Annotated in this window: 31 protein-coding genes; 17 read left to right on the top strand and 14 right to left on the bottom strand. The window is 61.5% G+C overall.

Annotated elements, in window-relative coordinates; translation table 11 throughout:
• Window positions 1-6: 6 nt before the first annotated feature.
• From AACU78_RS16250 to AACU78_RS16220, 7 genes are all read right to left on the bottom strand, one after another.
• Window positions 7-630: a response regulator transcription factor gene (locus tag AACU78_RS16250; RefSeq protein WP_106576804.1), complete on the bottom strand. Its 624-nt coding sequence runs from the start codon at window positions 628-630 to the stop codon at window positions 7-9.
• 255 nt (window positions 631-885) lie between these two features.
• Window positions 886-1,281: a response regulator gene (locus tag AACU78_RS16245; protein WP_106576803.1), complete on the bottom strand. Its 396-nt coding sequence runs from the start codon at window positions 1,279-1,281 to the stop codon at window positions 886-888.
• Window positions 1,282-1,453: 172 nt separating this feature from the next.
• Window positions 1,454-2,785 (bottom strand): deoxyguanosinetriphosphate triphosphohydrolase, encoded by a 1,332-nt coding sequence (locus tag AACU78_RS16240; protein WP_106576802.1) that lies wholly within the window; start codon window positions 2,783-2,785, stop codon window positions 1,454-1,456.
• A gap of 71 nt (window positions 2,786-2,856) precedes the next feature.
• Window positions 2,857-4,020, bottom strand: a complete 1,164-nt coding sequence (locus tag AACU78_RS16235) for an EAL domain-containing protein (RefSeq protein WP_106576801.1) — start codon at window positions 4,018-4,020, stop codon at window positions 2,857-2,859.
• A 92-nt stretch (window positions 4,021-4,112) separates the two neighbouring features.
• Window positions 4,113-4,448 carry a hypothetical protein gene (locus AACU78_RS16230; protein ID WP_106576800.1) on the bottom strand — a complete coding sequence of 112 codons (336 nt, stop codon included), beginning with the start codon at window positions 4,446-4,448 and terminating at the stop codon, window positions 4,113-4,115.
• Window positions 4,445-4,831 carry a phage holin family protein gene (locus AACU78_RS16225; protein WP_064451560.1) on the bottom strand — a complete coding sequence of 129 codons (387 nt, stop codon included), beginning with the start codon at window positions 4,829-4,831 and terminating at the stop codon, window positions 4,445-4,447. Before AACU78_RS16225 ends, AACU78_RS16230 begins: the two co-directional genes overlap by 4 nt.
• 4 nt (window positions 4,832-4,835) lie before the next feature.
• The gene (locus AACU78_RS16220; protein ID WP_106576799.1) at window positions 4,836-5,150 is read right to left on the bottom strand and encodes a DUF883 family protein; all 315 of its coding nucleotides are present in this window, start codon (window positions 5,148-5,150) and stop codon (window positions 4,836-4,838) included.
• A gap of 361 nt (window positions 5,151-5,511) precedes the next feature.
• Between AACU78_RS16220 and AACU78_RS16215 the strand changes: the two genes are divergently transcribed.
• Entirely contained in the window at window positions 5,512-6,720 is a 1,209-nt protein-coding gene (locus AACU78_RS16215) for an ammonium transporter (protein ID WP_106577285.1), read from the top strand.
• Here the strand turns inward: AACU78_RS16215 and AACU78_RS16210 are convergent.
• On the bottom strand, window positions 6,707-8,425 hold the full coding sequence (locus tag AACU78_RS16210; protein WP_106576798.1) for a cation:proton antiporter: 1,719 nt from the start codon (window positions 8,423-8,425) through the stop codon (window positions 6,707-6,709). The two genes, AACU78_RS16215 and AACU78_RS16210, sit on opposite strands and share 14 nt — an antisense overlap.
• A 326-nt stretch (window positions 8,426-8,751) precedes the next feature.
• Between AACU78_RS16210 and AACU78_RS16205 the strand changes: the two genes are divergently transcribed.
• The 3 genes from AACU78_RS16205 (at window position 8,752) to AACU78_RS16195 (ending at window position 10,361) form a co-directional block, all read left to right on the top strand.
• A complete protein-coding gene (locus tag AACU78_RS16205) occupies window positions 8,752-8,988 on the top strand; it encodes a glutaredoxin family protein (protein ID WP_106576797.1) in 237 nt (78 codons plus the stop codon).
• A 74-nt stretch (window positions 8,989-9,062) separates the two neighbouring features.
• On the top strand, window positions 9,063-9,398 hold the full coding sequence (locus AACU78_RS16200) for a hypothetical protein (RefSeq protein ID WP_017529348.1): 336 nt from the start codon (window positions 9,063-9,065) through the stop codon (window positions 9,396-9,398).
• A 72-nt stretch (window positions 9,399-9,470) separates the two neighbouring features.
• Window positions 9,471-10,361 carry a pseudouridine synthase gene (locus AACU78_RS16195; protein WP_106577284.1) on the top strand — a complete coding sequence of 297 codons (891 nt, stop codon included), beginning with the start codon at window positions 9,471-9,473 and terminating at the stop codon, window positions 10,359-10,361.
• A 56-nt stretch (window positions 10,362-10,417) separates the two neighbouring features.
• On the opposite strand, the gene AACU78_RS16190 is transcribed toward AACU78_RS16195, so the two are convergent.
• Complete coding sequence (locus AACU78_RS16190; protein ID WP_065901933.1) at window positions 10,418-10,639, bottom strand: YgdI/YgdR family lipoprotein; 222 nt, start codon at window positions 10,637-10,639, stop codon at window positions 10,418-10,420.
• Window positions 10,640-10,718: 79 nt separating this feature from the next.
• The gene (mobA, locus tag AACU78_RS16185) at window positions 10,719-11,321 is read right to left on the bottom strand and encodes a molybdenum cofactor guanylyltransferase MobA (protein WP_106576796.1); all 603 of its coding nucleotides are present in this window, start codon (window positions 11,319-11,321) and stop codon (window positions 10,719-10,721) included.
• A gap of 76 nt (window positions 11,322-11,397) precedes the next feature.
• On the opposite strand from mobA, the gene moaB reads away from it, so the two are divergent.
• Window positions 11,398-11,937, top strand: coding sequence for a molybdenum cofactor biosynthesis protein B (gene moaB / locus AACU78_RS16180; RefSeq protein WP_106576795.1), 540 nt, complete (start codon window positions 11,398-11,400; stop codon window positions 11,935-11,937).
• A 22-nt stretch (window positions 11,938-11,959) separates the two neighbouring features.
• Complete coding sequence (locus AACU78_RS16175; RefSeq protein ID WP_106577283.1) at window positions 11,960-13,147, top strand: molybdopterin molybdotransferase MoeA; 1,188 nt, start codon at window positions 11,960-11,962, stop codon at window positions 13,145-13,147.
• Between the two features lie 123 nt (window positions 13,148-13,270).
• Here the strand turns inward: AACU78_RS16175 and AACU78_RS16170 are convergent, their stop codons facing one another.
• A complete protein-coding gene (locus AACU78_RS16170; RefSeq protein ID WP_053255183.1) occupies window positions 13,271-13,600 on the bottom strand; it encodes an EscU/YscU/HrcU family type III secretion system export apparatus switch protein in 330 nt (109 codons plus the stop codon).
• Window positions 13,597-15,174, bottom strand: coding sequence for a flagellar hook-length control protein FliK (fliK, locus tag AACU78_RS16165; RefSeq protein ID WP_106577282.1), 1,578 nt, complete (start codon window positions 15,172-15,174; stop codon window positions 13,597-13,599). Before fliK ends, AACU78_RS16170 begins: the two co-directional genes overlap by 4 nt.
• Window positions 15,175-15,374: 200 nt before the next feature.
• Between fliK and ccmA the strand changes: the two genes are divergently transcribed.
• From ccmA to AACU78_RS16115, 10 genes are all read left to right on the top strand, one after another.
• Complete coding sequence (gene ccmA / locus AACU78_RS16160; protein ID WP_106576794.1) at window positions 15,375-16,010, top strand: cytochrome c biogenesis heme-transporting ATPase CcmA; 636 nt, start codon at window positions 15,375-15,377, stop codon at window positions 16,008-16,010.
• Window positions 16,007-16,675, top strand: coding sequence for a heme exporter protein CcmB (gene ccmB, locus AACU78_RS16155; protein ID WP_003189951.1), 669 nt, complete (start codon window positions 16,007-16,009; stop codon window positions 16,673-16,675). The genes ccmA and ccmB overlap by 4 nt, the downstream gene beginning before the upstream one ends.
• Window positions 16,676-16,756: 81 nt before the next feature.
• The gene (locus AACU78_RS16150) at window positions 16,757-17,512 is read left to right on the top strand and encodes a heme ABC transporter permease (protein ID WP_106576793.1); all 756 of its coding nucleotides are present in this window, start codon (window positions 16,757-16,759) and stop codon (window positions 17,510-17,512) included.
• Window positions 17,509-17,685 (top strand): heme exporter protein CcmD, encoded by a 177-nt coding sequence (ccmD, locus tag AACU78_RS16145; protein WP_106576792.1) that lies wholly within the window; start codon window positions 17,509-17,511, stop codon window positions 17,683-17,685. Before AACU78_RS16150 ends, ccmD begins: the two co-directional genes overlap by 4 nt.
• Window positions 17,682-18,137, top strand: coding sequence for a cytochrome c maturation protein CcmE (gene ccmE / locus AACU78_RS16140; protein WP_106576791.1), 456 nt, complete (start codon window positions 17,682-17,684; stop codon window positions 18,135-18,137). Before ccmD ends, ccmE begins: the two co-directional genes overlap by 4 nt.
• A 4-nt stretch (window positions 18,138-18,141) precedes the next feature.
• Window positions 18,142-20,130: a heme lyase CcmF/NrfE family subunit gene (locus AACU78_RS16135; RefSeq protein WP_106576790.1), complete on the top strand. Its 1,989-nt coding sequence runs from the start codon at window positions 18,142-18,144 to the stop codon at window positions 20,128-20,130.
• Window positions 20,127-20,663, top strand: coding sequence for a DsbE family thiol:disulfide interchange protein (locus tag AACU78_RS16130; RefSeq protein ID WP_106576789.1), 537 nt, complete (start codon window positions 20,127-20,129; stop codon window positions 20,661-20,663). Before AACU78_RS16135 ends, AACU78_RS16130 begins: the two co-directional genes overlap by 4 nt.
• Entirely contained in the window at window positions 20,660-21,133 is a 474-nt protein-coding gene (locus AACU78_RS16125) for a cytochrome c-type biogenesis protein (protein WP_106576788.1), read from the top strand. Before AACU78_RS16130 ends, AACU78_RS16125 begins: the two co-directional genes overlap by 4 nt.
• Window positions 21,126-22,316: a c-type cytochrome biogenesis protein CcmI gene (ccmI, locus tag AACU78_RS16120; protein WP_106576787.1), complete on the top strand. Its 1,191-nt coding sequence runs from the start codon at window positions 21,126-21,128 to the stop codon at window positions 22,314-22,316. Before AACU78_RS16125 ends, ccmI begins: the two co-directional genes overlap by 8 nt.
• Window positions 22,317-22,332: 16 nt before the next feature.
• Window positions 22,333-22,728 (top strand): hypothetical protein, encoded by a 396-nt coding sequence (locus tag AACU78_RS16115; RefSeq protein WP_106576786.1) that lies wholly within the window; start codon window positions 22,333-22,335, stop codon window positions 22,726-22,728.
• Between the two features lie 342 nt (window positions 22,729-23,070).
• Here the strand turns inward: AACU78_RS16115 and AACU78_RS16110 are convergent, their stop codons facing one another.
• On the bottom strand, window positions 23,071-23,382 hold the full coding sequence (locus tag AACU78_RS16110; RefSeq protein ID WP_256586933.1) for a DUF6124 family protein: 312 nt from the start codon (window positions 23,380-23,382) through the stop codon (window positions 23,071-23,073).
• A gap of 204 nt (window positions 23,383-23,586) precedes the next feature.
• Entirely contained in the window at window positions 23,587-24,285 is a 699-nt protein-coding gene (locus AACU78_RS16105) for a DUF695 domain-containing protein (RefSeq protein ID WP_256586932.1), read from the bottom strand.
• A gap of 241 nt (window positions 24,286-24,526) precedes the next feature.
• Between AACU78_RS16105 and phnC the strand changes: the two genes are divergently transcribed.
• Window positions 24,527-25,360, top strand: coding sequence for a phosphonate ABC transporter ATP-binding protein (gene phnC / locus AACU78_RS16100; protein ID WP_106576785.1), 834 nt, complete (start codon window positions 24,527-24,529; stop codon window positions 25,358-25,360).
• Window positions 25,361-25,377: the final 17 nt, after the last annotated feature.

Raw genomic sequence — 25,377 nt, 5'->3', positions numbered from 1 at the left:
GCTTTCTCACACTAGCGCGTTTCGTTTTGCCATCTCGATAAGTTCTACCAAGGACTTGGCTTTAAGTTTTTGCATCAGCCTTTTTTTGTAAGTACTTACTGTTTTGTTACTTAAAAACATGCCTTTGGCGATTTCCTTATTGGTACGGCCCTGTGCGAAAAGTTGTAAGACCATCAGTTCCCGATCGTTCACTGTTTTAAACAGTTCAAGTTCCAGCGTGTCTGTGCCGTCTGCATTGCCATTGAGCGCCTGGCTGGGAAAATAGTTGTAGCCCGACAATACGGCGCGGATCGCACTCAGCAGTTCGCTCAGGTCGCCTTCCTTGCACACATAGCCATCCGCGCCCGAGCGCATGCAGCGCGTGGCAAACAGCGTCGGGCTCTGGGCGGTCAGAATCAGGGTTTTCATCGATGTGTTCATGGCGTTGAATCGGCACAGCACTTCGAGGCCGTCAAGTTTGGGAATGCTGATATCCAGAATGATCAAGTCCGGCAGGCATTCGCGAACCATTTGTATCGCATCACAACCGTTGTCCGTTTCACCGACGACTTTATAACCCTCATGTTCCAGCAACATGCGGATCGCCAGCCTGATAACGGGGTGGTCATCAATGATAAAAACCGTGTTCATAATCACATTCCATGCAAGTGCAAATAAAGCGGGCACATTAGCTCAGAAGAAGAGGGAGGAGCATGAACCATGGTGGGAACAGGTATAAAACAGGAGAATTCCTACATGAAAAAAGGTAGTTGCCTACCAGTTGTTAAGGCTTTGTGACGCTGGATGTAAGCAAGTTTTAAATCAGTGCGGTCATTGGCAGTGCCAGCGATTCAGCGATTGGTTCAGGTATGTTTTCGTAGGTGGGCAGAGTTTAAAGTCCTACATTTATAATCGGACCAGGGGGGCAATCAAATTTTCGAGTTCGTCTTTATTCAGCGGTTTGGATAAATAACCAAGCAGCGGCAAACCACGCTGCAGGGCTTGGGTGGTCAGGTTGAACAGTTCCGAGGAAGGCAGCCCGCTCAGCAGAATGGCGCCGGTTATAAAGTGTTGGCGACTGGCGATTTCCACCAGCTCCAGGCCGAGTAAATCAGGCAGGCACTGGTCGCACAGCATCAGGTCAAATGGCCTTTTGGACTCAGACATCGCGCGGATCGCCTGTTCGGCATTTTCTGCCAGAGTCAGGTGGTCGAAGCCGAAGGTGTTAAGCAGGCACTGGGTGGCCAGAAGCTGAAAGGGGTGATCCTCCACCAATAGGATTCGAAGAGGGTGTCTGGGCATAGGGGCACACGGGTCAGTCAAGCGTCGATGGGGTGGCGCGTAGGAATTGCTCGCCAGGTCCGCCAGAAGCGGGCGTGATTATTCCTTGAATGAGTGTACGAATTCGATCAGGCAGCTCTGTTCCCTTCGTAGGCAGATTCTGTTCGGGGAACAGGCGGCGTGATCGAAAGCGTCATTGTGGGCTCGAACGCCCGGTCATCTCCCGTGCCATCTCGGTGGCGTAGCTGTCGGTCATGCCGGCAATAAAGTCGATCATGCGCATGAACGAGGCGTGCAACGGCCACGCCGGGTCCGGTGCGCTGTTGCCGAGCAGGTCGAGGATGCGCCGGTTCTTGAACGACGGCGTGCGCCCGCCATGTTGCTCCAGCGCGGCACCGCAAAACGCATTCAAGAGGATTTCGAGGGTGGTGTAGGCACCGATTTCATGCAGGGTCTTGCGCTTGTCCTGGAAGATTTTCTTGCGGGCCATGTCCTTGGCATCCAGCACGCAACGCTTGGCAGGGCCATGCATGTGCTCCACCAGATCGCCCGGCAGTGTGCCGGCCAGCAACGCATCCTGCTGTTCCACGAAAGCCCGGGCAGCGGCATTGGTCAGGTGCTCGATGGCCTTGCCGCGCAAAATCGCCAGCTTGCGCCGGCGCGAGTCTTGCGCGCCCAGTTGTCGATAAGTCTGGGGCAGGTCGTCACCGACCAGGTCGAGCAACAACGACTCGACCTCGGCGTATTCGAGCAACTCCATTTCCAGGCCGTCTTCGAGATCGATCAAGGCGTAGCAGATATCGTCTGCCGCCTCCATCAGGTACACCAGTGGATGACGGGCCCAGCGTTGTTCTTCCAGTTGCGGCAGGCCAAGCCTGTGGGCGATCTGCTCAAGAATCGGCAGCTCGCTCTGGTAACAGCCGAACTTATGCTTCTTGTAGCCCAGCGAGTCGGCGTGGCGGGCGGTCCAGGGGTATTTCAGGTAGGTGCCCAGAGTGGCATAGGTCAGGCGAGTACCGCCGTCGAACTGGTGGTACTCAAGCTGGGTCAGCACCCGAAAACCCTGGGCGTTGCCTTCGAAATTGAGGAAGTCATTGCGCTCGGCGCTGCTCATGTCGTCCAGCCAGCCGCGTCCGGCCGCCTGTTGGAACCAGTGGCGGATGGCATCTTCGCCGGAATGCCCGAATGGCGGGTTGCCGATGTCATGGGCCAGGCAAGCCGATTGCACGACCATGCCCAGATCGCTGGGGTCGCACCAGTCGGGCAGGGCGCTGCGCAGGGTTTCGCCCACGCGCATGCCGAGGGAACGGCCGACGCAGCTGACTTCCAGGGAGTGGGTCAGGCGCGTATGAATATGATCGTTGCTGGACACCGGGTGCACTTGGGTCTTGCGGCCCAGGCGGCGGAAGGCGCCGGAGAAAATAATACGGTCATGGTCTTTGTGAAACGGGCTGCGGCCGAGTTCTTCCGGGCTGTGCAGAGGCTTTCCAAGACGTTCGCGGGTAAGCAGGGTGGGCCAATCCAAGGCGGGTACTCTCCGTGCGGTGAATGACCCTCCCAGCTTCCCGGTTCAGATGCACCGGGGCAAGCGAAAATCTACAAGCCGGCCGCGTCTATATCGATTAACAGCAAACGCTGACCGTTATCGAAGAATTGTCCGGCGGTCAGGCAATACTGATTGGTGGTGGCGTCGCGGTAAGTCTGGGAGAGGGTCAGGCGTCGCTCCTCCCAGCCTTCGGCCAGCAGGTGATAGAAGTAGGGGCGCCACGACCAGTTATGCCCCAGGTAGCGGCTGTCGGCCTGCCAGGCGTCCTGGCGCCATTCGAAGTTGGGCGTCAGCTGGGTGCCATGCCGGTCGCACTGATAAAAGCGCAGCAGCCAGGGAAAATCCGGCAATTGAGGTAACTGTTCCAGCGGTGCCTGGCCCTGTGCCCAGTTCTGCAGGATCAGCATCAGCTGGGCCAGTTGCAGGCGCAAGTGCATGATGCGGCCGCGTTCAGCCAGTTTTTGCTGCACGTAAACCGTGCGCAGCCGGGCAAATTGCGGCACGAAGGCATCGGTGGCAAACCAGTCGAGTTGCGCTTGGGCAAACAGGTAACCCTGTACGTACCGCGCGCCGCATTCCAGGGCGAAGCTCAGCTGCGCCTCGGTTTCCACGCCCTCGGCGATGATCCAGCAGCCCGTCTTTTCGGCCATTTGCGCCAGCGCGCGCACGACCTCACTGCTTGGTCCGCCCTTGGCGGCTTCCTGGAACAGGCGCATGTCCAGCTTGAGGATATCCGGCTGCAGCGCGAGCACCCGGTCAAGCTGGGAGTAGCCGGCACCGAAGTCATCGATGGCAATGCGTGCACCGGCCTCACGATAGCGCGCCACCACCTCGGCCAGACGCTGGATGTCACCGCCCAGTTCGGTGATCTCGAACACAATGCGCTGCGGATCGACGCCATGCGCATGCACCTGCTTCAGGCTGGGCAAGGCTTGGCCGGGGCGCAGACGGTTGATCCAGCGGGGCGAGATGTTCAGGCTCAGAAACCAGTCTGCGGGCGCTTCATGCAGGCGGCTCAAGGCATTGTCGCGGATCTGCCGGTCGAGGCGGCGCAAGGCCACGCCTGGCGTGCGCGGGTCGGCAAACAGCGGGCCGACTGACAGCAAGCGGCCATCAGCCTGGCGCAGACGGCCGAGTGCCTCGACGCCGGCGATGCGCCCGGTGGCAGTGTCGATGAATGGCTGGAAACAGGCGAGCGGTTGCCCGTCGATCACGGGGCCTCCTTAAGAGAGCTGGCGAAAAAAGGCCCGGCCCTCAGTAACGAGGGCCGGGCCGATTCTGTTTGCAAGAATGCAGCCAGTCGCGATTAACCCTTGCGCCCTGCCATGGCCAATTTGATCAACGGGATCAAACCGGCGCCCAGCCGCACCAGGCGCGTCACGCTGCTGATACTGCCGGCCTTGGCGCCCTTGCCGGTAAAAAAGCCCATCAGCGTCACTGCAGCCACGCCCCACAGCGGCGCATGCTTGATGCCCAGGCTGTCCTGCCAGTTATGGCGCAGGTCACGCACTTTGTTCAGCGGGACCATCAGTTGCTGAGACTCATGGCGGATTTCCTGACGGTGCATTTCCATGCGCAGGCGGATCAACGCCTTGCGCATTTCCCGGCGGGAGGTGTTTTGCGGGATTTCAGTCATGCTCATGGCAGCAGGCGCTCCCGATCATTGGCCAGCTCTTCGAGGGTGGCGTGGAAGGGCGTGGATTCATCGAATATCGCCGCTTTCAAGCGCACTCCGCAAAATGCTGCGGCCAGGCTGTAGAACACGCAGAGGCTGATAATCCCGGTGAGACGGTAAGTGTCCCAGACCAGAATCATCACCAGCGCCGATAACCCCACCAGCAGCAGCAAGGCAAACACCAGCGCCAGGCCTGCAAACAGCAGCAAGCTGACCGTGCGGGATTTCTGCTCCTGCAACTCGATGCCAAACAATTCGACGTGGCTGTGCAGCAAGCCCAGAACGGCCGCGCCCAGGCGTCGGGAAGTGGAGCTTGAGCTCGTGGACGAGCCGGATTCGCCGATAGACATGGTATTAGCGCCTTGTAGCCAGCAGACCGATCAGAAAGCCAACGCCGGCGGCAATGCCGACTGACTGCCAAGGGTTGGCTTGCACGTAATCTTCGGTGGCGGTGACAGCCGCCTGGCCGCGTTCACGCAGGGAATCTTCGGTCAGTTGCAGGGTTTCGCGGGCCTTGAGCAGGCTGTCGTGGATCTTTGTGCGCAGCTCGTCGGCCTGGTCGCCGGCCAATACCGCGGTGTCGTCCAGCAACCTTTCAGTGTCACTGACCAAGGTTTGAAAATCCGCCATCAGTATTTCTTGAGCAGTCTTTGCAGTTCTTCGGGCCATGGTTATCTCCGTGATTGGCTGATCTGTGCGTCTGGTGCGTTACGTTTGTTTTCGAGTCACCGGTAACGGTGAAGGTTCACTGCAATTGTCTGGTACAGCTTTTGCTTTGCCTTGGTGCGCCTGCCCCAGGGTATGCGCTGAATCCGGGCGACCCGAGGCTAATGCCTTGAAAAACCTTACCCTAAATCAACAAAACCCGCGGAAAAACCCTGTCGGCAACGGCCTGTTGTGTTGATCGCTGCGCTAAAGCGGTTCACACCTTCTGCACAGAGGTGGGACCGGTGGTGCCAATTTAGTGCGCGACACCCTGGCTTGAACCGCTTTGGTGCTTTTTGCCTTTAATGCAGGCCTGCCAACCTCCATGGAAAATATGCAAAGTGCGGTGGACACGCTTGTTCACAGCTCCAACACCCTGTTCATCCTGATCGGTGCGGTCATGGTTTTGGCCATGCACGCCGGCTTCGCGTTCCTGGAAGTCGGTACCGTGCGCCAGAAAAACCAGGTGAATGCCCTGTCGAAGATCCTCAGCGACTTCGCTATCTCTACCCTGGCCTATTTCTTTATAGGCTATTGGATCTCCTACGGCGTGAGCTTCATGCAACCGGCGGCGGTGATCAGCGCCGATCATGGCTACGGCCTGGTGAAATTTTTCTTCCTGCTGACGTTTGCAGCGGCGATTCCGGCGATTATTTCCGGGGGGATTGCCGAGCGCGCCAGGTTCGCTCCGCAGCTGTGTGCCACCGCGCTGATCGTGGCGTTTATCTACCCGTTTTTCGAAGGCATGGTGTGGAACGGCAACTTCGGCCTGCAAGCCTGGCTGCTGGCAACCTTTGGTGCCAGCTTTCACGATTTTGCCGGTTCCGTGGTGGTGCATGCCATGGGCGGCTGGCTGGCGCTGGCGGCGGTGCTGCTGCTGGGACCGCGCAATGGTCGATACCGGGAAGGGCGCTTGGTGGCCTTTGCGCCGTCGAGCATTCCGTTCCTGGCGCTGGGCTCGTGGATCCTGATTGTCGGCTGGTTCGGCTTTAACGTGATGAGCGCGCAGACTCTCAATGGCGTCAGCGGCCTGGTCGCCGTGAACTCGTTGATGGCCATGGTCGGCGGCACCGTTGCCGCGTTGGTGATTGGCCGCAATGACCCAGGCTTCCTGCATAACGGCCCGTTGGCCGGGCTGGTGGCGATCTGCGCCGGTTCCGACCTGATGCACCCGGTGGGCGCGCTGGTCACCGGTGCGGTGGCCGGTGGATTGTTTGTGTGGTTCTTTATCGCGGCCCAGGATCGCTGGAAGATCGACGATGTGCTGGGTGTATGGCCGCTGCATGGCTTGTGCGGCGTGTGGGGCGGCATAGCGTGCGGCATCTTTGGCCAGACGGCCCTTGGTGGCCTGGGCGGCGTGAGCCTGATCAGCCAGTTGATCGGCACGGCACTGGGCGTGGCGGTGGCGCTGATCGGCGGGCTGTTGGTGTACGGCGTGATCAAGCGCGTGCACGGGCTGCGCCTGAGCCAGGAGCAGGAGTACTACGGCGCGGACCTGTCGATCCACAAGATTGGGGCGGTCAGTCAGGATTGAGCGGTTTTTCGGTCTGCGCATCAAAGCCGTGCAATAGGCGATAACGGTCATGGCGCACCTCATCCACCCGCGCCTGCACCTGATGGTCCGGCAGGCCCAGCAGGATCAAGGCGTGGGAGGCGAGCATCAGGCTCGATTCCAGTAACTCGGGCACCACTTCGCTGGCGCCCGCAGCTTTCAACTCGGCCAGCTGGCTGTCATCGCGCGTGCGCACCAGCACGGGGACGTGCGGGTTGATCCTCCTGGCTTCTTTCAGGACGGTCAGGGCCACCTCGCTGTTATCCACGGCAATCACCACCAGCCGCGCGCGCTCCAGGCCGACCGCACTGAGCAGGGCCCCACGGCGGCAGTCGCCGTAATGCACGCTGCTGTCTTCGGTGGCGGCCTCTTTCACGCGCTCGGGGTCGTCATCCAGGGCGATGAACGCCTGATGTTCCCGGCGCAAAAAGCGCCCGATGGATTGCCCGACGCGGCCATACCCGCAAATCACCGCGTGGCCATGTAAGTCGGCATTGAGCGCGGTGATTTCCTCCAGTTGCACCTGCTGGTTGGGCTTGCGGTGCAGGCGCAGGGCTATGCCCGGTGCGGCGCGCAGCAACAGCGGGGTCAGCAGCATCGAGCAGAAGGTGGCGGCCAGCAGCAAACCGTTGAATTCGTCCGGAATCAGCCGGCTCTGCTGCATCTGCGCCATCAACGCGAAGCAGAATTCGCCGCCTTGCGCCAGGGCAAGGCCGCTGCGCCATGCGGTTTCACCGTCGCTGCCGCGCAGCTTGACCAGGGCTGCCACCACACAGCCCTTGATCAGCATCAGCGCGAGGGTCAGGCCGAGGATCAGCAGGCTGTGGCTGACGAACAGCTGCAGGTCGATAAGCATGCCGATGCTGACGAAAAACAGCCCAAGCAGAATGTCGCGAAATGGCCGTATGTCCGCTTCAATCTGATGCCGGTAATGGCTTTCCCCCAACAGCATGCCCGCCAGAAAAGCCCCGAGGGCAGGGGAGAGGCCGAGCAAATGCGTGAGCCAGGCGGTGAGCAAGACGATCACCAGCGCCAACAGCACAAACAGTTCAGCCGAATGGGACGCGGCAACTTCGTGGAACAGGCGGGGCAGCAACCAACGACTGGCGAACAGCAAGCCGACGAACAACAACACGGTTTTGCCCAGCGTCAGCGGCAGTGCCCAATACCAGGCGTGTTCGCTGCTGCCGGCAAACACCGGCACCAACGTGAGCAGCAACACCGCCACCACATCCTGGAACAGCAATACGCCAATCGCGTTCTGGCCGTGGCTGCTGAAGATTTCCCCCAGGCTGCTCAGCTCCTTGCTGACAATCGCGGTGGAGGACAATGCCAGCCCCGCGCCGAGCATCAGCGCGACGCTCGGCGACAGACCGAAGCCCATCAACAGCCCTCCCAGCAAGGCTGCACACCCCAGCACCTGCAAACTGCCCAAGCCAAACACCACGCTGCGCAGGGCAAGCATCCTGGTCAGGGAAAACTCCAACCCCAAAGAAAACAGCAGGAACACCACCCCCAATTCGGCAAGGTCGGGCAGCTCTTCGCTGTCATTCACCCAATCCAGAGCGGTGGGCCCCAACGCCAGGCCCACGCACAGGTAACCCAGTACGGGCGGCAATTGCAGGCGGCGAAACAGCGCTATCACCAGCAGGGATGAGGCCAGAATGATCAGCAGATTGGCAAACACAGGCGGCTTCCTTGCAGGTTGAGCGGACAAAAAGGCGCGAGAATCGCTGAATCAGTTATAGGCCATGGTGATCTGGGTCAGGCTTTCTATGCCAAGCCGGCGATTTGTGGCCAGCGGGCCTGTCGTGGTGAGCGGGCTTGCTGTGGCGAGCGGGCTTGCCCCGCGTTGGGGCGCGAAGCGCCCCTGAAGCCTGCTAGCGAGTCCATCCTGAACAAACACACCGGCCGCCTGAGCCGTTTCGCCAATCAACGCAGATCAAGCCCGCTCGCCACCGGTATTTGGCAGGCTTAGAATGGTTGCCTGTTTCCTGATCAGGCCTATTCGCCATGCTTCCTGAATGCCAGTTGTTCGGCACCCTGGGTTGCCATCTTTGTGAGATTGCCGAAGTCGAAATCATGCCGCTCGTCGAACACGGGTTGCTGGTGGAACTGGTGGATATCACCGATCCCGATGACCTTACAGACGCCTACAGCCTGCGGATTCCGGTGCTTCGCCGGGTGGATACCGGGGCCGAGCTGGACTGGCCATTCGACACAGCACAGGTTGTTGCCTTCCTGTCCTAGGCGTTCTCCGATGGCGAGTTTCCAAATATTACGTTACTGTATGTTTGTACAGCGATTGAATAGAGGGAACGCCCGTGGTGAATGTTGAACAATTGAAAAGCAGCGTCAATCGCATGTCCGCCGACGTCGTGCGCGACGCGGTGAACGAGCTGCGCCTCGACGGCCTGGTCACGGAAGGCAAGACGCCGTTTAACAAAGTGCATTTCAATACCTGCTTTGCCGAGATCGAAGCGTTGTTCCAGCGCGCCGGCTATCACAAACAGTTGGATGTAGTGGGTTACCAAGGGTTGTTGTACGCGCTTTACGATCCCGGTCGCTGGGAAGCGGTGGACGTACTGCGTTGGCTCAAGGAGTTCACCGAAGCGGCCAGCGCTTCGCCGATCCTGCGCGCGCAATTGGCCAAGGCCTGAGATCCGCCCTAGGCTCCATCGCGCTCCATGCGGGATAATGCCCGCCTGATTTTCCAGGCCTCGAGCATTGTCATGTCATCTTCCGGTTTTTCCGCGTCGCAACACCAAGCCAGCACGTTGTATTTGCCACCTGGCCCGTGGACGACGGTGCTGGAGTGTCTGTGTGAGCATTTCCCTGCGATTGGCTGTGAACGCTGGCTGGACCGCATCGCCCGTGGCCGTGTACTCGACATCAACGGCACGCCGATCCAAATGGATTTGGCCTACAAGGAAGGCCTGTGCATTTACTACTTCCGTGAAGTGCCGAATGAGAAAGTCATTCCGGTTGAGGAAACCATCCTGTATGCCGACAAGCACCTGGTGGTCGCCGACAAACCGCATTTTCTCCCGGTGACCCCGGCGGGCGAGTACGTTGAACAGACCCTGTTGCGCCGCCTGATCCGGCGCCTGGATAACCCTGCTCTGGTGCCCTTGCACCGCATCGACCGGCACACCGCGGGGCTGGTGCTGTTTTCGGCCAACCCGCACAGCCGTTCAGCCTATCAACAGCTGTTTCCCACACGGCGCATCGACAAATTCTACGAAGCCATCGCTCCCGCGTTGCCTGATTTGACCTTTCCCATGGTTCACAAAAGCCGTCTGGTGGAGGGCGAACCGTTCTTTCGCATGCAGGAAGGCCCCGGCGTCAGCAACACCGAGACGGCGGTAGAAGTCCGTGAGAAAAACGCCGACCTGTGGCGTTACGGCCTGTTCCCCGTGACCGGCAAGAAGCACCAGTTGCGCGTACACATGACCGCGCTGGGGGCGAGTATCTGCAATGACCCGTTCTACCCCGACGTCATCAAGGATGCCGAGGACGATTACGCCAACCCGCTCAAACTGCTGGCCCAGGGCGTGCGGTTTATCGACCCGGTCACCGGTGAGCAACGCGATTTCCGCAGCCTGATCACCCTCGACTGGTAAATCCCGGAAACGACAAGGCCCGCGCGAGGCGGGCCTTGTGGGTCCAGCGTTAAGACTTACAGGTCTTTAACGGTGCGAACCTGATCCTTGTTGATGCGAGTCTGCTTGCCGTCAAGTTGTTCGAACTCGTAGAAGCCCGAAGCCTTATCGAATTTAGGGGTGTCGACGGCCTGGATTTCGCGACCGTCATTCAGGGTGATCACTGTAGGCGAGGCGCAACCGGCGAGAGTAGCGAGGCCCAGTGCAAGCATGAGAGCGGCGATGGTCCGTTGAGTCATGAGTTTGTCTCCGAGAGAATGCTTTTAAATTGCTGACCTTGTGACGCGCGGCGCGTCGACAAAGTTCCTTGTGCGAGGTTCATTCTGACACGCCGCAGGCTGCGTGCAACAGTTCAGGTGTATTCAGGTTGGCCAGGCGCGGGTCATTGGCCGGGCACTCCAGGCCCACGCCGCCCAGTTTCAGCAGAATCTTGCGCGGGCTGCGTTCACCGGCGTTCCAGGCCCGTTCTACCTCAGTTTTAAGGTGGGTTGGGATGATGCAAATCAAGGGTTCCCAGAATTCGCCCTGGCGCACCATCACCGGCACCTGCGGCGTGCGGCGTGCAGTTTCACGCAGATCGGCAAGCAGCGCCGCGTCGATGTTTGGTACGTCGCAGGGCAGTATCAGCAGCTGCGCATGGCGCGCGGCGGCGAGCCCGGCGCGGATGCCTGCCAGCGGGCCGGGAAAGTCCGGGCTGTCGTCGCTCACCAACTGGTCGGCGTAGGGCGCATACAGGTCATGGTTGCGATTGCACGAGATGATCAGGTCATCCGTCAGCGCCCGGGTCAGGCGTTGCAGGTGGGCAATCAACGGCTGGCCGTGCCACGCCAGCAGGCCCTTGTCCTGACCACCCATGCGTTGGCCACGGCCACCGGCCAATAGCAGAATCGAACAGGGCAGGGGCGAAGAATCGAGAGACATGGCGGTTCCGCAGCGGCAGGTAAATAGGGCCCTGTGATATAACATCGGGCTGTTCCTTCGACAACCGGACCGAGCCATGAACGCCAAGGCTGATGCGCCCTTCGTACCCCTGAATATTGCTGTACTGACTGTCAGCGACACCCGCACCCTGGACACCGACACCTCGGGCCAGGTCTTCGTCGACCGGCTGACCGCCGCCGGCCACACCCTGGCCGAGCGCGCACTGCTCAAGGACGACCTCTACAAAATCCGCGCGAAAGTCGCCCACTGGATCGCCGAAGACGTGGTGCAAGTGGTGCTGATCACCGGCGGCACCGGCTTCACCGGCCGCGACAGCACGCCCGAAGCGGTGAGCTGCCTGCTCGACAAACACGTCGACGGCTTTGGCGAACTGTTCCGCCAGATCTCCGTGGCCGATATCGGCACCTCCACCGTGCAATCGCGCGCCCTGGCCGGCCTGGCCAATGGCACGCTGGTGTGCTGCCTGCCGGGTTCGACCAACGCGGTGCGTACCGGCTGGGACGGCATCCTCGCCGAGCAACTGGACAACCGTCATCGCCCCTGCAACTTCGTTCCTCACTTGAAGCAGGCCGAACCCTGCGAATCCCGTGGATAAGCCCGGCAAAACCGGCGCCCTGATGCCAGTGGAAGACGCGCTGCGCCAACTGCTGGACATGGCCGAAGCCGCGCCGATCCGTGATCCGCACGTGGTGCCGCTGGCCGACTGCGACGGCCGCGTGCTCGCGCAAGACCTGATCTCTACGCTCGACTTGCCGCCCTGGCCGAACAGCGCCATGGACGGTTACGCCCTGCGCCTGGCGGACTGGAACGGCGAGCCGTTGCCCGTCAGCCAGCGCATCTTCGCCGGTCAGGCGCCGCAGCCGTTGGCGGCTGGCACCTGTGCACGCATCTTCACCGGCGCACCGGTGCCCGAAGGCGCCGATTGTGTAGAAATGCAGGAAAATGCCGTGGTCCACGCCGATGAGCGTGTGAGTTTCACCGAACCTTTGCAGGTGGGTCAGAACATCCGCCCGCAAGGCCAGGAAACCACCGTCGGCGAGTTGGTGTTGAGCGCCGGCACTCGCCTGGGCCCGATCGAGCTGGGCCTGGCCGCCTCACTGGGGCACGACCGCTTGAACGTGGTGCGCCGCGTGCGCGTGGCCGTGTTGTCCACCGGCGACGAGTTGATCGAGCCCGGTTTGCCGCTCGGCCCGGGGCAGATCTACAACAGCAACCGACGCGTGCTGTGCAGCTGGCTGGCGCGCATGGGCTGCGAGGTGATCGACGCCGGGATTCTGCCGGATGACCTGGAGAAAACCCGCAAACGCCTGTCGGACCTGGGCACTGTCGATCTGATTCTGTCGACCGGTGGTGTGTCGGTGGGCGAGGCTGACTTTCTCGGTATCGCCCTGCGTGAGGAGGGCGAGTTGGCCCTGTGGAAGCTGGCGATCAAACCAGGCAAACCGCTGACCTTCGGGCATTTTCGCGGTGTGCCGGTGATCGGCCTGCCCGGCAACCCGGCCTCGACCCTGGTGACCTTTGCGCTGCTGGCGCGGCCTTATCTGCTGCGCCGCCAAGGCGTGCAAGATGTCGAGCCATTGCGTTTTGAAGTGCCGGTGGGTTTCACCTGGCCCAAGCCGGGCAACCGCCGCGAGTACCTGCGCGGGCGTATCGAGCAAGGCAAGGCGATCATCTACCGCAACCAGAGCTCCGGCGTGCTGCGCAGCGCGGCGTGGGCGGAAGGGTTTGTGGAGGTGCTGGAAGGGACGACGCTGGCTATTGGGGATCGGGTCAATTTCATTCCCCTGAGTGAAGTCCTGAACTGACAATAGACTGTGGGAGCTGGCTTGCCTGCGATAGCGGTCTACCTGTTCCAGATAAGCAAGCTGACACACCGCTATCGCAGGCAAGCCAGCTCCCACATGTGTATGCGTGAATGTCTGAGATGCTCAGTAATCATCCCCACGCTCAGTCACATCCCGCTCCACCGGCTCGGCGTTCGGGTCGTAGCCTACCGGGAACTTGCCCTTGAGCGTCCACGCAAACGCGATAATTTCTGCCACCGTGCGGTACAACTCCTCCGGAATGCTGTCGCCCAGCTCCATGCGCGCCAGCAGCTTCACCAGCTCGGCGTTCTCATAGATCGGCACTTCATTTTCCCGCGCCAACTTCAAAATGGCTTCAGCCAGGGCGTCGTCGCCCTTGGCCGTCAAGGTCGGCGCTTGCTGGCCGTCGTACTTGAGGGCAATCGCCTGGCGTGGTGGGGTTGGATTTTTCATGCGGTTTCATCCACCCAGCGTTGTTCCAGGCCGGTTCTTGGTCCGCGCGGTGGGGTGCCGAGGTGGCAATCCAGGTCGCCGACGTTGAGGCCCGAGGTCACCAGGCGCTCGCGCAAATGGCCCAAGTGGCTTTCGATCAAACTGGCGGTAAAGGGCCGGGTTGCCCACAGCTGGCTGGACAGTTTGCCCTGGGTCAGTTGCGCCTGAACCTGCAATGGCCCCAGCGGCTCCATGTCGAACGCCAACTCGACGCGCCAGAGCATCTGCTTGGGGTCTTTCTTGTCTTTGCGTTCGGGCTGGTCCTTGTCCGGCGTCGGTTCCTCGCGCTGGAACTTGACCTGCAACGGCACGATGTCCTGCAACGTGCGCATGGGGATTTCCAGTTGCCAGGTGGTTTGCAAGCGGCCATCGGCGGTGGTGCCGGTTTGCTCCAGGCTCGACAGCTGATGGCTTTGCAGGCGCGAAATCGCACCGGCGGCCAGGCGCAGCAGGTTTTCCAGGTCGCTTTCGCCTTCCAGGCGCTGCATCAACCGATCCGGCAGCGGAAAGCCGGCGGGTGCCTGGCGCGCGCCGATCTGGCCGAGCGTATTCAGCGGGTTACGCACAAAATTGGGCAGTACCTGAGCCAGGGTATTGGCGGCGAGGATGGCATTGAGGTTGGTGGCACTGGGCAGGGCCGGCAGCAAGTCGGCGACCAGGCGCAGCAATGCGCCTTTCATGTCCAGCGGCGGGATTTGCGGGTTTTGCCCGGCGAGTAACTTGGCCTCCAGAAACGCGCCGCTGTTCTGTACCAGCTGCGCCAACACCTTGGGGTTGCTCACTTGTGCCAGGTCGGGCAACGCCGCCAGCAACCGCGCCGCCGCGGCGCGCAGGTCGGTGGACGTGCTGTCGTCGGTGGGCAGGTTTTGCAGGGCGGTGAAGACCACGTCCAGCGAGCCTTGGCGACTTTGCTGGGTGGAAAGCTGTTGAGCCACGGCCAATTGATCCTTGAGCCCGCTCAACGGCACGAAGTTCAAGGTTTGCGCATTTTGCACCACGGCGCTGAGCAAGCTGCCCACCCGCAGTGGCTGCGGGCTTTCCAACGTCAGCGTGGTGCCGGCGAGGGCGTTGTTGAGCACCGTCACCAGCGAGCGATAGATCGCCGGTTGCGTGGTGCCTTGCGGCAACATCTGGGTGGTCAGCACCTTGGCTTGCAACAGCGTGCCCACCGGCATTTGCGTGGTGTCGATACGGGTGAGGGCGGCCACGTTGGCGCTCAAGGCCTGCTGCAGCGAGAGGGTCAGGTTGCCGGCTGGCGTCTGGCTCACCGCTACATTGCTGCCCAACGGCAGAGGCTGGGCGCTGCTGGCTTGCACCAGGGTCTGGCGGCCGCCTTCAAGGGTCAATTTGAGCAACAGCTGAAACGCATCGCCGCCTTGTTTAAGCGCGATCACCTCGGCGTTGGCGGTTTTCCCAGGGTCGATCAGTCCGGCCTGCGGCTCCAGCAGTTTGAGCAACTCGCCGGTCGGCGGCAGCGGGGCAGGCCCGGGCGCCGGGGCAGGAGGCAGCGTAGGAAGGTTGATCTCACCGGTCATCGTGCGCATCGTCTCTGGGGAAATTGCCCTCTTTAGAGTAGGGCATCACATGTATAATGCCGCCCGTCTGCAAAGAGAGCGGTAAAAACCTCACAACTATTTGATCCAGCTCTCTAAAATCGGTCGCCAAAGCCGTTATTGTGCATCTCTCTATAACGGCCGCTGCACCGCCGACTTGAACCGTAAAGGCCCGCGATCTCTTGACCAGCCCTCTTCTTGAAGCCGTAGCGCTCGCCTGTGAACGCGACCTGCGGATGCTGTTCGAACACCTCGAACTGCGTCTGACGGGCGGCGACATGGTGCAAATCAGCGGCCCCAACGGCAGCGGCAAGACCAGTTTGCTGCGCCTGCTGGCCGGTTTGATGCAGCCGACGGCAGGGGGTGTGCGTCTCAACGGCAAGCCGCTCAACGAACAACGCACTGAGCTGGCCCGCAACCTTGTCTGGATCGGCCACGCCGCCGGCATCAAGGACGTGCTCACGCCGGAAGAGAACCTCAGCTGGCTCAGCGCCCTGCATCACCCGGCCTCCCGTGATGCCATTTGGCAAGCCCTGGCGGCCGTCGGCCTCAAAGGCTTTGAAGATGTTCCCTGCCATACCCTGTCCGCCGGCCAGCAGCGACGCGTAGCGCTGGCGCGCTTGTACCTGCCGGGCCCGCCGCTGTGGATTCTCGACGAACCGTTCACCGCCCTCGACAAACAAGGCGTCGCCCAGCTCGAAGAACACCTGGCCCGGCACTGCGAGCAGGGCGGTTCAGTGGTGCTCACCACGCACCACACGCTGACGCGCATGCCCGCCGGTTACCGTGATCTGGATTTGGGCCGGTGGTCGGTATGAGTGTGTTCGCGCTGCTGGTCGCCCGTGAAGCACGGCTGTTGTGCCGGCGCCCGGCTGAATTGGCCAATCCGCTGGTGTTCTTTGCCATCGTCATCGCCTTGTTCCCGTTGGCGGTCGGTCCCGAGACTAAACTGTTGCAAACCTTGTCCCCAGGGTTGGTGTGGGTCGCTGCGCTTTTATCGGTGCTGCTCTCGCTGGACGGGCTGTTTCGCAGCGATTTCGAAGACGGTTCCCTCGAACAGTGGGTCCTTTCGTCGCACCCGCTGCCACTTCTGGTTTTGGCCAAGGTACTGGCACACTGGGCTTTTTCCGGCCTCGCGCTAGTCTTGCTCTCACCGTTGCTGGCGATGATGCTGGGCTTGCCCGTCGAATGCCTGCCGGTATTGTTGCTGTCCTTGTTGCTCGGTACGCCGGTGCTCAGCCTGTTGGGGGCGGTGGGCGCAGCGTTGACCGTCGGTTTGAAGCGGGGTGGCCTGTTGCTGGCCCTGCTGATTCTGCCTTTGTATATCCCGGTGTTGATCCTGGGCAGCGGCGCCTTGCAGGCCGCGCTCATGGGCATGCCGGCGACCGGTTACCTCCTGTGGCTTGGCAGCCTGACCGCCCTGGCGGTAACCCTGACACCCTTTGCTATAGCGGCTGGCCTGAAGATCAGCGTCGGCGAATAATGAGGTCTGGTTAAGCGTTATTAACCAGTAAAGACCCTGAGTTTCTCGCCAAGACGAGAAACCACCGTGATGGAAACAGCAATGAACTGGACCTGGTTTCACAAGCTCGGCTCGCCCAAATGGTTTTACGGCATCAGCGCCAAGCTGCTGCCGTGGTTGAGCGTCGCCGCCGTGTTGCTGATCGGCATAGGCCTGGTCTGGGGCCTGGCCTTCGCACCGCCGGACTACCAGCAAGGCAACAGCTTTCGCATCATCTATATCCACGTGCCCGCCGCGATGCTGGCGCAGTCCTGCTACGTGATGCTGGCCGTGTGCGGCGTGGTCGGGCTGGTGTGGAAGATGAAACTGGCCGACGTCGCCCTGCAATGCGCGGCGCCCATCGGCGCGTGGATGACCGCCGTGGCGCTGGTCACTGGCGCCATCTGGGGCAAGCCGACCTGGGGTTCATGGTGGGTGTGGGACGCGCGACTGACCTCGATGCTGATCCTGCTGTTTCTGTACTTTGGCCTTATCGCCCTGGGCAATGCCATCAGCAACCGCGACAGCGCCGCGAAGGCCTGCGCGGTGCTGGCGATTGTCGGCGTGATCAACATCCCGATCATCAAATACTCGGTGGAGTGGTGGAACACCCTGCACCAGGGCGCCACCTTCACCCTGACCGAAAAACCGGCGATGCCCGTGGAAATGTGGGCGCCGCTGCTGCTGATGGTGCTGGGTTTCTACTGCTTCTTCGGCGCCGTGCTGCTGATGCGCATGCGTCTGGAAGTGCTCAAGCGTGAGGCCCGCACCAGCTGGGTCAAGGCCGAAGTGCAAAACAGCCTGGGAGCGCGGGGATGAGTTTCAACTCTTTCAGTGATTTTCTCGCCATGGGCCACCACGGCCTGTATGTCTGGACGGCCTATGGCATCTGCCTGGCAGTGCTGGCCCTCAACGTCGCCGCGCCGATCCTGGCCCGCAAGCGTTACCTGCAACAAGAGGCGCGTCGTTTGCGCCGGGAGACCGATAAGTGAATCCGCTGCGTAGAAAGCGTCTGTTGATCATCCTGGCCATCCTGGTCGGTGTGAGTGTTGCCGTGGGCCTGGCGATGAGCGCCCTGCGGGAGAACATCAACCTGTTCTACACCCCGACCCAGATCGCCAACGGCGAAGCGCCGGTAGACACGCGTATTCGCGCGGGCGGCATGGTGGAGAAGGGCTCGCTGAAACGTTCCGGTGATTCCCTCGACGTCACCTTCGTGGTCACCGACTTCAACAAGGCCGTGACCATCACCTATCGCGGCATCCTCCCGGACCTGTTCCGCGAAGGCCAGGGCATCGTCGCCCTCGGCAAGCTCAATGCCGACGGCGTGGTGGTCGCCGATGAAGTGCTGGCCAAGCACGATGAGAAATACATGCCGCCGGAAGTCACCAAGGCCCTGAAAGACAGCGGCCAACCCGCTCCAACCCCAGCAAAGGAGGGCTAAGTTGATGACGTCCGCACTGTTTATTCCCGAGCTGGGCCAGTTGGCGATGATCCTCGCCCTGTGCTTTGCCATCGTGCAGGCCGTGGTGCCGTTGCTTGGCGCCTGGCGCGACGACCGCTTGTGGATGAGCCTGGCCCAGCCGGCCGCCTGGGGCCAGTTTGCCTTTCTGTTGTTCGCGTTTGGTTGCCTGACCTATGCCTTCATGACTGACGACTTTTCTGTCGCCTATGTCGCCAACAACTCCAACAGCGCGCTGCCCTGGTACTACAAATTCAGCGCCGTGTGGGGCGCCCACGAAGGCTCGTTGCTGTTGTGGGCCTTGATTCTCGGCGGCTGGACCTTCGCCGTGTCGGTGTTCTCGCGCCAACTGCCGCAAGTCATGCTGGCGCGGGTGCTGGCGGTGATGGGCATGATCAGCATTGGGTTTCTGCTGTTCCTGATCATGACCTCCAACCCATTCAGCCGCATCCTGCCGCAGATCCCGGTGGACGGGCATGACCTCAACCCATTGCTGCAAGACATCGGCCTGATCGTGCACCCGCCGATGCTCTACATGGGTTACGTGGGTTTCTCGGTGGCCTTTGCCTTCGCCATCGCCGCCTTGCTCGGCGGGCGTCTGGATGCCGCCTGGGCGCGCTGGTCGCGGCCGTGGACCATCGTCGCCTGGGCCTTTCTCGGTATCGGCATCACTTTGGGCTCGTGGTGGGCCTATTACGAACTTGGCTGGGGCGGCTGGTGGTTCTGGGACCCGGTCGAAAACGCCTCGTTCATGCCGTGGCTGGTGGGCACCGCGCTGATTCACTCGTTGGCGGTCACCGAAAAACGCGGCGTGTTCAAAAGCTGGACCGTGTTGCTGGCCATCGCCGCGTTTTCCCTCAGTTTGCTTGGCACGTTCCTTGTGCGTTCGGGCGTGCTGACGTCGGTGCATGCGTTTGCGTCCGACCCGGCGCGCGGCGTGTTCATCCTGATCTTCCTGCTGTTTGTGGTGGGCGGCTCGCTCACCCTGTTTGCGTTGCGCGCGCCGGTAGTCAAGAGCCAGGTCGGCTTCAACCTGTGGTCGCGTGAAACGCTGTTGCTGGGCAATAACCTGGTGCTGGTGGTGGCCGCGTCGATGATCCTGCTCGGTACCTTGTACCCGCTGGTGCTGGACGCGCTGAGCGGCGCCAAGCTGTCGGTTGGCCCGCCGTACTTCAACGCGTTGTTTATCCCGCTGATGGGCCTGCTGATGGTGGTGATGGCAATCGGCGTATTGGTGCGCTGGAAAGACACCCCGGTGAAATGGCTGGCTGGCATGCTGATGCCGGTGCTGCTGGGCAGTGTGGCCTTGGCGATGATCGCAGGCTTTGCCTATGGCGACTTCAACTGGGCGGTGCTCGCGACTTTCCTGCTCGCCGCCTGGGTATTGCTGGCCGGCGTGCGCGACGTTGTCGACAAAACCCGCCACAAAGGCCTGATCAAAGGCTTGCCGACATTGACCCGCAGCTATTGGGGCATGCAGGTCGCGCACCTCGGCATCGCCGTGTGCGCCCTCGGCGTGGTGCTCTCCAGCCAGAACAGCGCCGAGCGCGACCTGCGCCTGGCGCCCGGCGAGTCCATGGACCTGGCCGGTTACCACTTCATCTTCGAAGGCGCCAAGCACTTTGAAGGCCCGAACTTCACGTCGGACAAAGGCACTATTCGTGTGGTGCGCAACGGCAAGGAAGTGGCCGTGCTGCACCCGGAAAAACGCCTGTACACCGTGCAAAGCTCGATGATGACCGAGGCCGGCATCGACGCCGGTTTCACCCGCGACCTTTATGTGGCGCTGGGCGAGCCGCTGGGCGACGGCGCCTGGGCGGTGCGCGTGCACGTCAAACCGTTTGTGCGCTGGATCTGGTTCGGTGGGTTGCTCACCGGCGTGGGTGGTTTGCTGGCCGCGTTGGACCGGCGTTATCGCGTCAAAGTAAAAAGCCGAGTGCGCGAAGCCCTCGGCCTGCAAGGAGCGCCGGCATGAAGCGTTGGTTGATGGTGTTACCGCTGGCGGCCTTTCTGGTGGTGGCGGTGTTTCTTTATCGCGGCTTGTACCTGGACCCGGCCGAGCTGCCTTCGGCGATGATCGGCAAGCCATTCCCGGCGTTCAGCCTGAAGACCGTGCAGGGCGACAAGACCCTGACCCAGGCCGACCTGCTGGGCAAGCCGGCGCTGGTCAACGTGTGGGCGACCTGGTGCATCTCGTGCCGCGTCGAGCACCCGGTGCTGAACAAACTCGCCGAGAAGGGCGTGGTGATCTACGGCATCAACTACAAGGACGACAATGCGGCGGCCCTGAAGTGGCTGACGGAGTTCCACAACCCGTACCTGATGGATATCCGCGACGAAGACGGCAACCTCGGTTTGAACCTCGGCGTGTACGGCGCTCCGGAAACCTTCTTTATCGACGCCAAAGGCGTGATTCGTGACAAGTACGTCGGTGTGATCGATGAAGTGGTCTGGCGCGAGCAACTGGCCGCCAAGTACCAGGCGCTGGTCGATGAGGCCAAGCCATGAAGCGTTTGTTAGCCGCTGCCGTGTTGGCGCTGGGGTTGGTCGGCGTGGCCCACGCCGCCATCGACACCTACGAATTCGCCAAGGACGGTGACCGTGAGCGTTTTCGCGAACTGACCAAGGAACTGCGCTGCCCCAAGTGCCAGAACCAGGACATCGCCGACTCCAACGCGCCCATCGCCGCCGACCTGCGCAAAGAGATTTTCCGCATGCTGGGGGAGGGCAAGGACAACCAGCAGATCATCGACTTCATGGTCGAGCGCTACGGTGATTTCGTGCGTTACAAACCGGCCCTTACCGGCAAGACCGCGCTGCTCTGGTTCGGCCCCGCCGGGCTGCTGCTGACCGGTGTGGTGGTCATGGCCGTGATCGTCCGCCGCCGCCGCGCCGCGCCTACCGATGGCTCTGACGCGTTATCCCCCGAAGAGCGCAAACGCCTCGACCAATTGCTGGACACCAAGACTGATGATTGATTTTTGGCTCGCAGCAGGGTTGCTGCTCCTGATTGCCCTGAGTTTCCTGTTGATCCCTGTATTGCGCGGCCGTCGCGCCCAGCGTGAAGAGGACCGCACCGCGCTGAACGTAGCGCTTTACCAGGAACGCGTCGCCGAGTTGCAAGTGCAGCAGGACGAAGGCGTGCTGAATGCCGCGCAGCTCGACACTGGCCGCGCCGAAGCGGCCCGTGAGCTGCTGGCCGATACCGAAGGCGCGGAAACGCCTCGCGAATCGCGCCTGGGCAAACCGTTGCCGTTTTTGGCGGCGTTTCTGGTGCCGATCCTGGGCGTCGCGCTGTACCTGCATTACGGGGCGAGTGACAAGGTTGAACTCACCCGCGAATTCTCCCAGCCGCCGGTGTCGATGCAAGACATGACCCAGCGCCTGGAACGCGCCGCCGCTGCCCAGCCGGATTCGCCGGAAGGGTTGTACTTCCTCGGTCGCGCCTACATGGCCCAGGACCGTTCCGCCGATGCGGCCAAAGTCTTCGAGCGCACCGTGGCTTTGGCCGGTCGCCAGCCGGAACTGCTCGGCCAGTGGGCGCAGGCGCAGTATTTTGCCGACAACAAACAGTGGTCGCCCAAGGTGCAGGCGCTGACCGATGAAGCCTTGAAGCTGGACCCCAAGGAAGTCACCAGCCTTGGCCTGTTGGGTATTGCCGCCTTTGAAGGCCAGCGCTATCAGGACGCCATCGACTATTGGAACCGCCTGTTGGCGCAGCTGCCACCGGAAGACAATTCCAGGGTCGCGTTGCAAGGTGGTATCGACCGAGCGGCGGAAAAGCTCAGGGAGAGCGGCGGTACTGTCGCTCAAGCGCCCAAGGCTGTTCTTAAAGTGCGCGTGGATTTGTCCGCCGAGGTGAAGGCCAAAGCCCTGCCCACCGACAGCGTGTTCATCTTCGCCCGTGCCGTCTCCGGCCCGCCTGCACCGCTGGCGGCCAAGCGCGTGACCGTCGCCGAACTGCCTGTCACCGTCGAACTGGGCGATGCGGACGCGATGATGCCGCAGTTGAAACTGTCGAACTTCCCCGAAGTCCAACTGGTTGCGCGCATATCCCGGGCCGGTCAACCGACCGCTGGCGAGTGGATCGGCCGCAGCCAACCCTTGGCCAGCACTGCCACTGCGCTGCAGCAGCTGACCATCGACAGTCCGGACAAGTAAATCGAGGAAAACGCCTATGACCGCCTTTGCACGCATCACCCTGCTCAGCCTGATACTCGGCCTGAGCGCTTGTGCGGTCCACCGGCCACCTCCGGCACCCACCGGCCCGACCATCCCGCCGTCGGGCCCTTCGACCCAGCCAAGCACCCAACCGTCCGGCCCGGTGACCCCGCCGCCGAAACCGCTGCCAAGCAAATCGCCGACCTTCGCCCCACCACCGGGCGCCGCCAGCCACTGGGACGGCAAGATGCAGGTGTATGTGCTGGAAGAACAGTCCGACACCTTCTACCGCCAGCGCACCTATTACCGCTGGAGCAACGGCTGGAGCCGCTCCATCAGCCCGAACGGGCCGTGGGAAGAGACCGATGTGCACGGCGTACCGCCGGGGTTGAGCAAGCAATACGCGCAATGAAAAAAGGCGACCTTCGGGTCGCCTTTTTCATACCCGTGGAATGCATTCTTGGATCCACTGGAGACCAAATGTGGGAGCGGGCTTGCTCGCGAAGGCGCAGTGTCAGGCAGCCTATCAATCACTGCCCCACCGCCTTCGCGAGCAAGCCCGCTCCCACAGTTTTGAGCTCTATCTGATCTGAATGTTAGGCCTGTTTCGCCATCGTGCGAGAAATCCCCTGATGTACACCACACTCAGTGTGGGAGCGGGCTTGCCTGCGATAGCCGTGTGTCAGCCATAAATCCGTCATCGGACCCACCGCCATCGCAGGCAAGCCAGCTCCCACAGGGGACCACCGCGCTATCAAGCGGCGGGACACTCACGATCCAGCGCCTGATCTACTGACAGCTGAGCAATCTCATTCATCTGCACCACCGCCAGCACCTGCTTGCGGCCTGTGCCCTCCAAATGCTCGGCACAGTCGTACGCACACACCGTCGCCGATTCCAGCATCTCGCTGGCAGTGGTCAGGGCAACTTCGGTGCTGAGGCCGGGGCGGACGGTGAAGATGAGGTTGGGCGGAGTGTGTGGGGTGGTTGACAGGTCATAGGAACCCGGCAGGCCGATGCCTCCCGTGCACAGCCGCCACAAAGCAGGTTGGAAAGGGTGAGCCATACGCAGGTTGGTCGACCGGGGAATGGGAGACCCGGCAGGGCTTGGCCCTCCTGCGTACGGCTCGGTCCACATAATGCAGAGCGGTTAAATGACTGAGCGTAGGGAAAGTCTTGTTCAGCTGTCGTTATACCGATCGTTCCCACGCAGAGTGTGGGAACGATCGGTCGACACTGAATACCTTAAGGCAAGCTGTGTCCGCGATCATCATTCCATGCAGGTTTTGGGCGTGATGCGCAGTGTCCCCGTCTTGACCATGTCGCTGTTCAGTGCGGGCTCTTCAGTCGCCGTGAATATCAGAGGGTAAGGCTCGCTCTTGGCCAGCGCGGCATTCACCCGTGCCATGAACGTCTCTTCACTTTTGGCGTAGAAAATCCACTGCACCTGCTGGTCAGCCGTCACTGTGCACACAAACTTCGCAAGCCCTTGCGCCTCCACGGCCGGCACGACCTGCTGGCGCATTTGGCCCATCCTGTAGACGTCGCCCGGTAAGGGCACGGGGAAAGGTGAGTCGTATTTCCAGGTGATCCTGACCTTGTAAGGCAGCGCCTGTTTTTCAGCGACCGAGATCGAGCGTTCGCCCTGGTAGCTCAGGACCTTGGGCGTTTCCGGGAAGTCGGCTTGCTGATAACCGTCCGGGCCCGCATCAGCCAAAGGTTGGCGACCGGGCGTCGTGTCGAGCACGGCGAGGACGTCCTTGAGCATTTTCGCTTTTTGCGCCTGCCGGTCGGCCACGCAACGCTCGAATGCCGCACTTGCTGCAGACCCTTTATCCAAGCACTGATCGCGTACAGCCACCGGCGGTGGTTGAGGGGCAGGGGTGGCGCAACCCGCGAGGAGCAGGCTGGCGAGCGTCAGCCCGCACAGTCGGTGATAGGCCAGAGGACGTGTTTGGTCAGTGAACATCCGTGTTTTTCCTTTAACGCTGCGGGAGTGCCATCAAATAGTGGCTAGTTGATAGCGCGGAGTGTGCCAGACGTCTTCCCCGCAGACCACTGGATACCCACCTCCAACCTTTCACAAAACCTTCATCAAACCGCCGCCCGCCAGTCATGTGCAAGTAATAGCACTGACACCTGGCGCGCCTACTGTCGTTTGAACTCAACCGCAGCCATCCCCTGGCTGTTCAAACCAGACAGAGATGCCCATGACTCACGCTATCCATGTCGATCACTTGAACAAGACCTTTGCGAAGAAATCCGCATTGGTCGACCTCGAACTCACCATTGCTACCGGTGAGATGGTCGCGCTGATTGGCGCTTCCGGGTCCGGCAAGTCCACGTTGCTGCGCCACTTGGCAGGCCTGGCCTGTTGCGACAAAAGCAACGGCGGCAGCGTCAAGGTGCTGGGCCGGGAGGTGCAGGCCAGTGGACGGTTGAATGGCAAGGTGCGGCGGCTGCGTGCAGACATCGGCTACATCTTCCAGCAGTTCAACCTGGTCAATCGCCTGAGCGTGCTCGACAACGTGCTGCTCGGTTGCCTGGGCCGCATGCCGCGCTGGCGCGGCAACCTGGGTTTGTTCAATGCCGAGGAAAAGGCCTTTGCCCTCGAATCCCTCGCCCGTGTTGGCCTGGCCGATCTGGCCGCGCAACGTGCGTCGACCTTGTCCGGCGGTCAGCAGCAGCGCGTGGCGATTGCCCGGGCCTTGACCCAGCGCGCCGAAGTGATTCTGGCCGATGAGCCTATCGCATCGCTGGACCCGGAGTCGGCGCGCAAGGTCATGGAGATCCTCGCCGATATCAACCGCCGCGACGGCAAGACCGTGGTGGTGACCCTGCATCAAGTCGATTACGCCATGCGTTATTGCCCGCGGGCTGTGGCCCTCAAAGGCGGACGGATTCATTTCGACGGGCAGGGCAGCGCCATGAGCAGCCAGTTCCTCAACGATTTGTACGGTGCCGACGTCGACACCAGCCTGATGTTTTCCGACCAGACCCGCCACACCGACGTTACCCCTCGGCTGGCCCTGGCGCGCGCTTGAAACCCTACTCACGACCC

The sequence above is a fragment of the Pseudomonas sp. R9.37 genome (assembly GCF_963878885.1).
Classification (GTDB): Bacteria; Pseudomonadota; Gammaproteobacteria; order Pseudomonadales; family Pseudomonadaceae; genus Aquipseudomonas.
Note: the sequence above shows the minus strand (reverse complement) of the source record. Positions and strands in the feature narration are given on the sequence as shown.

Coding starts and splice junctions, on each gene's coding strand:
- AACU78_RS16215 (WP_106577285.1), top strand. CDS start 5,512: ATGGAAAATATGCAAAGTGCGGTGGACACGCTTGTTCACAGCTCCAAC.
- moaB (WP_106576795.1), top strand. CDS start 11,398: ATGAACGCCAAGGCTGATGCGCCCTTCGTACCCCTGAATATTGCTGTA.
- ccmD (WP_106576792.1), top strand. CDS start 17,509: ATGAGTTTCAACTCTTTCAGTGATTTTCTCGCCATGGGCCACCACGGC.
- AACU78_RS16135 (WP_106576790.1), top strand. CDS start 18,142: ATGACGTCCGCACTGTTTATTCCCGAGCTGGGCCAGTTGGCGATGATC.
- AACU78_RS16225 (WP_064451560.1), bottom strand. CDS start 4,831: ATGTCTATCGGCGAATCCGGCTCGTCCACGAGCTCAAGCTCCACTTCC.
- AACU78_RS16130 (WP_106576789.1), top strand. CDS start 20,127: ATGAAGCGTTGGTTGATGGTGTTACCGCTGGCGGCCTTTCTGGTGGTG.
- mobA (WP_106576796.1), bottom strand. CDS start 11,321: ATGTCTCTCGATTCTTCGCCCCTGCCCTGTTCGATTCTGCTATTGGCC.
- fliK (WP_106577282.1), bottom strand. CDS start 15,174: ATGACCGGTGAGATCAACCTTCCTACGCTGCCTCCTGCCCCGGCGCCC.
- AACU78_RS16245 (WP_106576803.1), bottom strand. CDS start 1,281: ATGCCCAGACACCCTCTTCGAATCCTATTGGTGGAGGATCACCCCTTT.
- AACU78_RS16230 (WP_106576800.1), bottom strand. CDS start 4,448: ATGAGCATGACTGAAATCCCGCAAAACACCTCCCGCCGGGAAATGCGC.
- AACU78_RS16250 (WP_106576804.1), bottom strand. CDS start 630: ATGAACACGGTTTTTATCATTGATGACCACCCCGTTATCAGGCTGGCG.
- AACU78_RS16105 (WP_256586932.1), bottom strand. CDS start 24,285: ATGTTCACTGACCAAACACGTCCTCTGGCCTATCACCGACTGTGCGGG.
- phnC (WP_106576785.1), top strand. CDS start 24,527: ATGACTCACGCTATCCATGTCGATCACTTGAACAAGACCTTTGCGAAG.
- AACU78_RS16170 (WP_053255183.1), bottom strand. CDS start 13,600: ATGAAAAATCCAACCCCACCACGCCAGGCGATTGCCCTCAAGTACGAC.
- ccmI (WP_106576787.1), top strand. CDS start 21,126: ATGATTGATTTTTGGCTCGCAGCAGGGTTGCTGCTCCTGATTGCCCTG.
- AACU78_RS16110 (WP_256586933.1), bottom strand. CDS start 23,382: ATGGCTCACCCTTTCCAACCTGCTTTGTGGCGGCTGTGCACGGGAGGC.
- ccmB (WP_003189951.1), top strand. CDS start 16,007: ATGAGTGTGTTCGCGCTGCTGGTCGCCCGTGAAGCACGGCTGTTGTGC.
- AACU78_RS16195 (WP_106577284.1), top strand. CDS start 9,471: ATGTCATCTTCCGGTTTTTCCGCGTCGCAACACCAAGCCAGCACGTTG.
- AACU78_RS16115 (WP_106576786.1), top strand. CDS start 22,333: ATGACCGCCTTTGCACGCATCACCCTGCTCAGCCTGATACTCGGCCTG.
- AACU78_RS16150 (WP_106576793.1), top strand. CDS start 16,757: ATGAACTGGACCTGGTTTCACAAGCTCGGCTCGCCCAAATGGTTTTAC.
- AACU78_RS16220 (WP_106576799.1), bottom strand. CDS start 5,150: ATGGCCCGAAGAACTGCAAAGACTGCTCAAGAAATACTGATGGCGGAT.
- AACU78_RS16125 (WP_106576788.1), top strand. CDS start 20,660: ATGAAGCGTTTGTTAGCCGCTGCCGTGTTGGCGCTGGGGTTGGTCGGC.
- AACU78_RS16205 (WP_106576797.1), top strand. CDS start 8,752: ATGCTTCCTGAATGCCAGTTGTTCGGCACCCTGGGTTGCCATCTTTGT.
- AACU78_RS16175 (WP_106577283.1), top strand. CDS start 11,960: ATGCCAGTGGAAGACGCGCTGCGCCAACTGCTGGACATGGCCGAAGCC.
- AACU78_RS16190 (WP_065901933.1), bottom strand. CDS start 10,639: ATGACTCAACGGACCATCGCCGCTCTCATGCTTGCACTGGGCCTCGCT.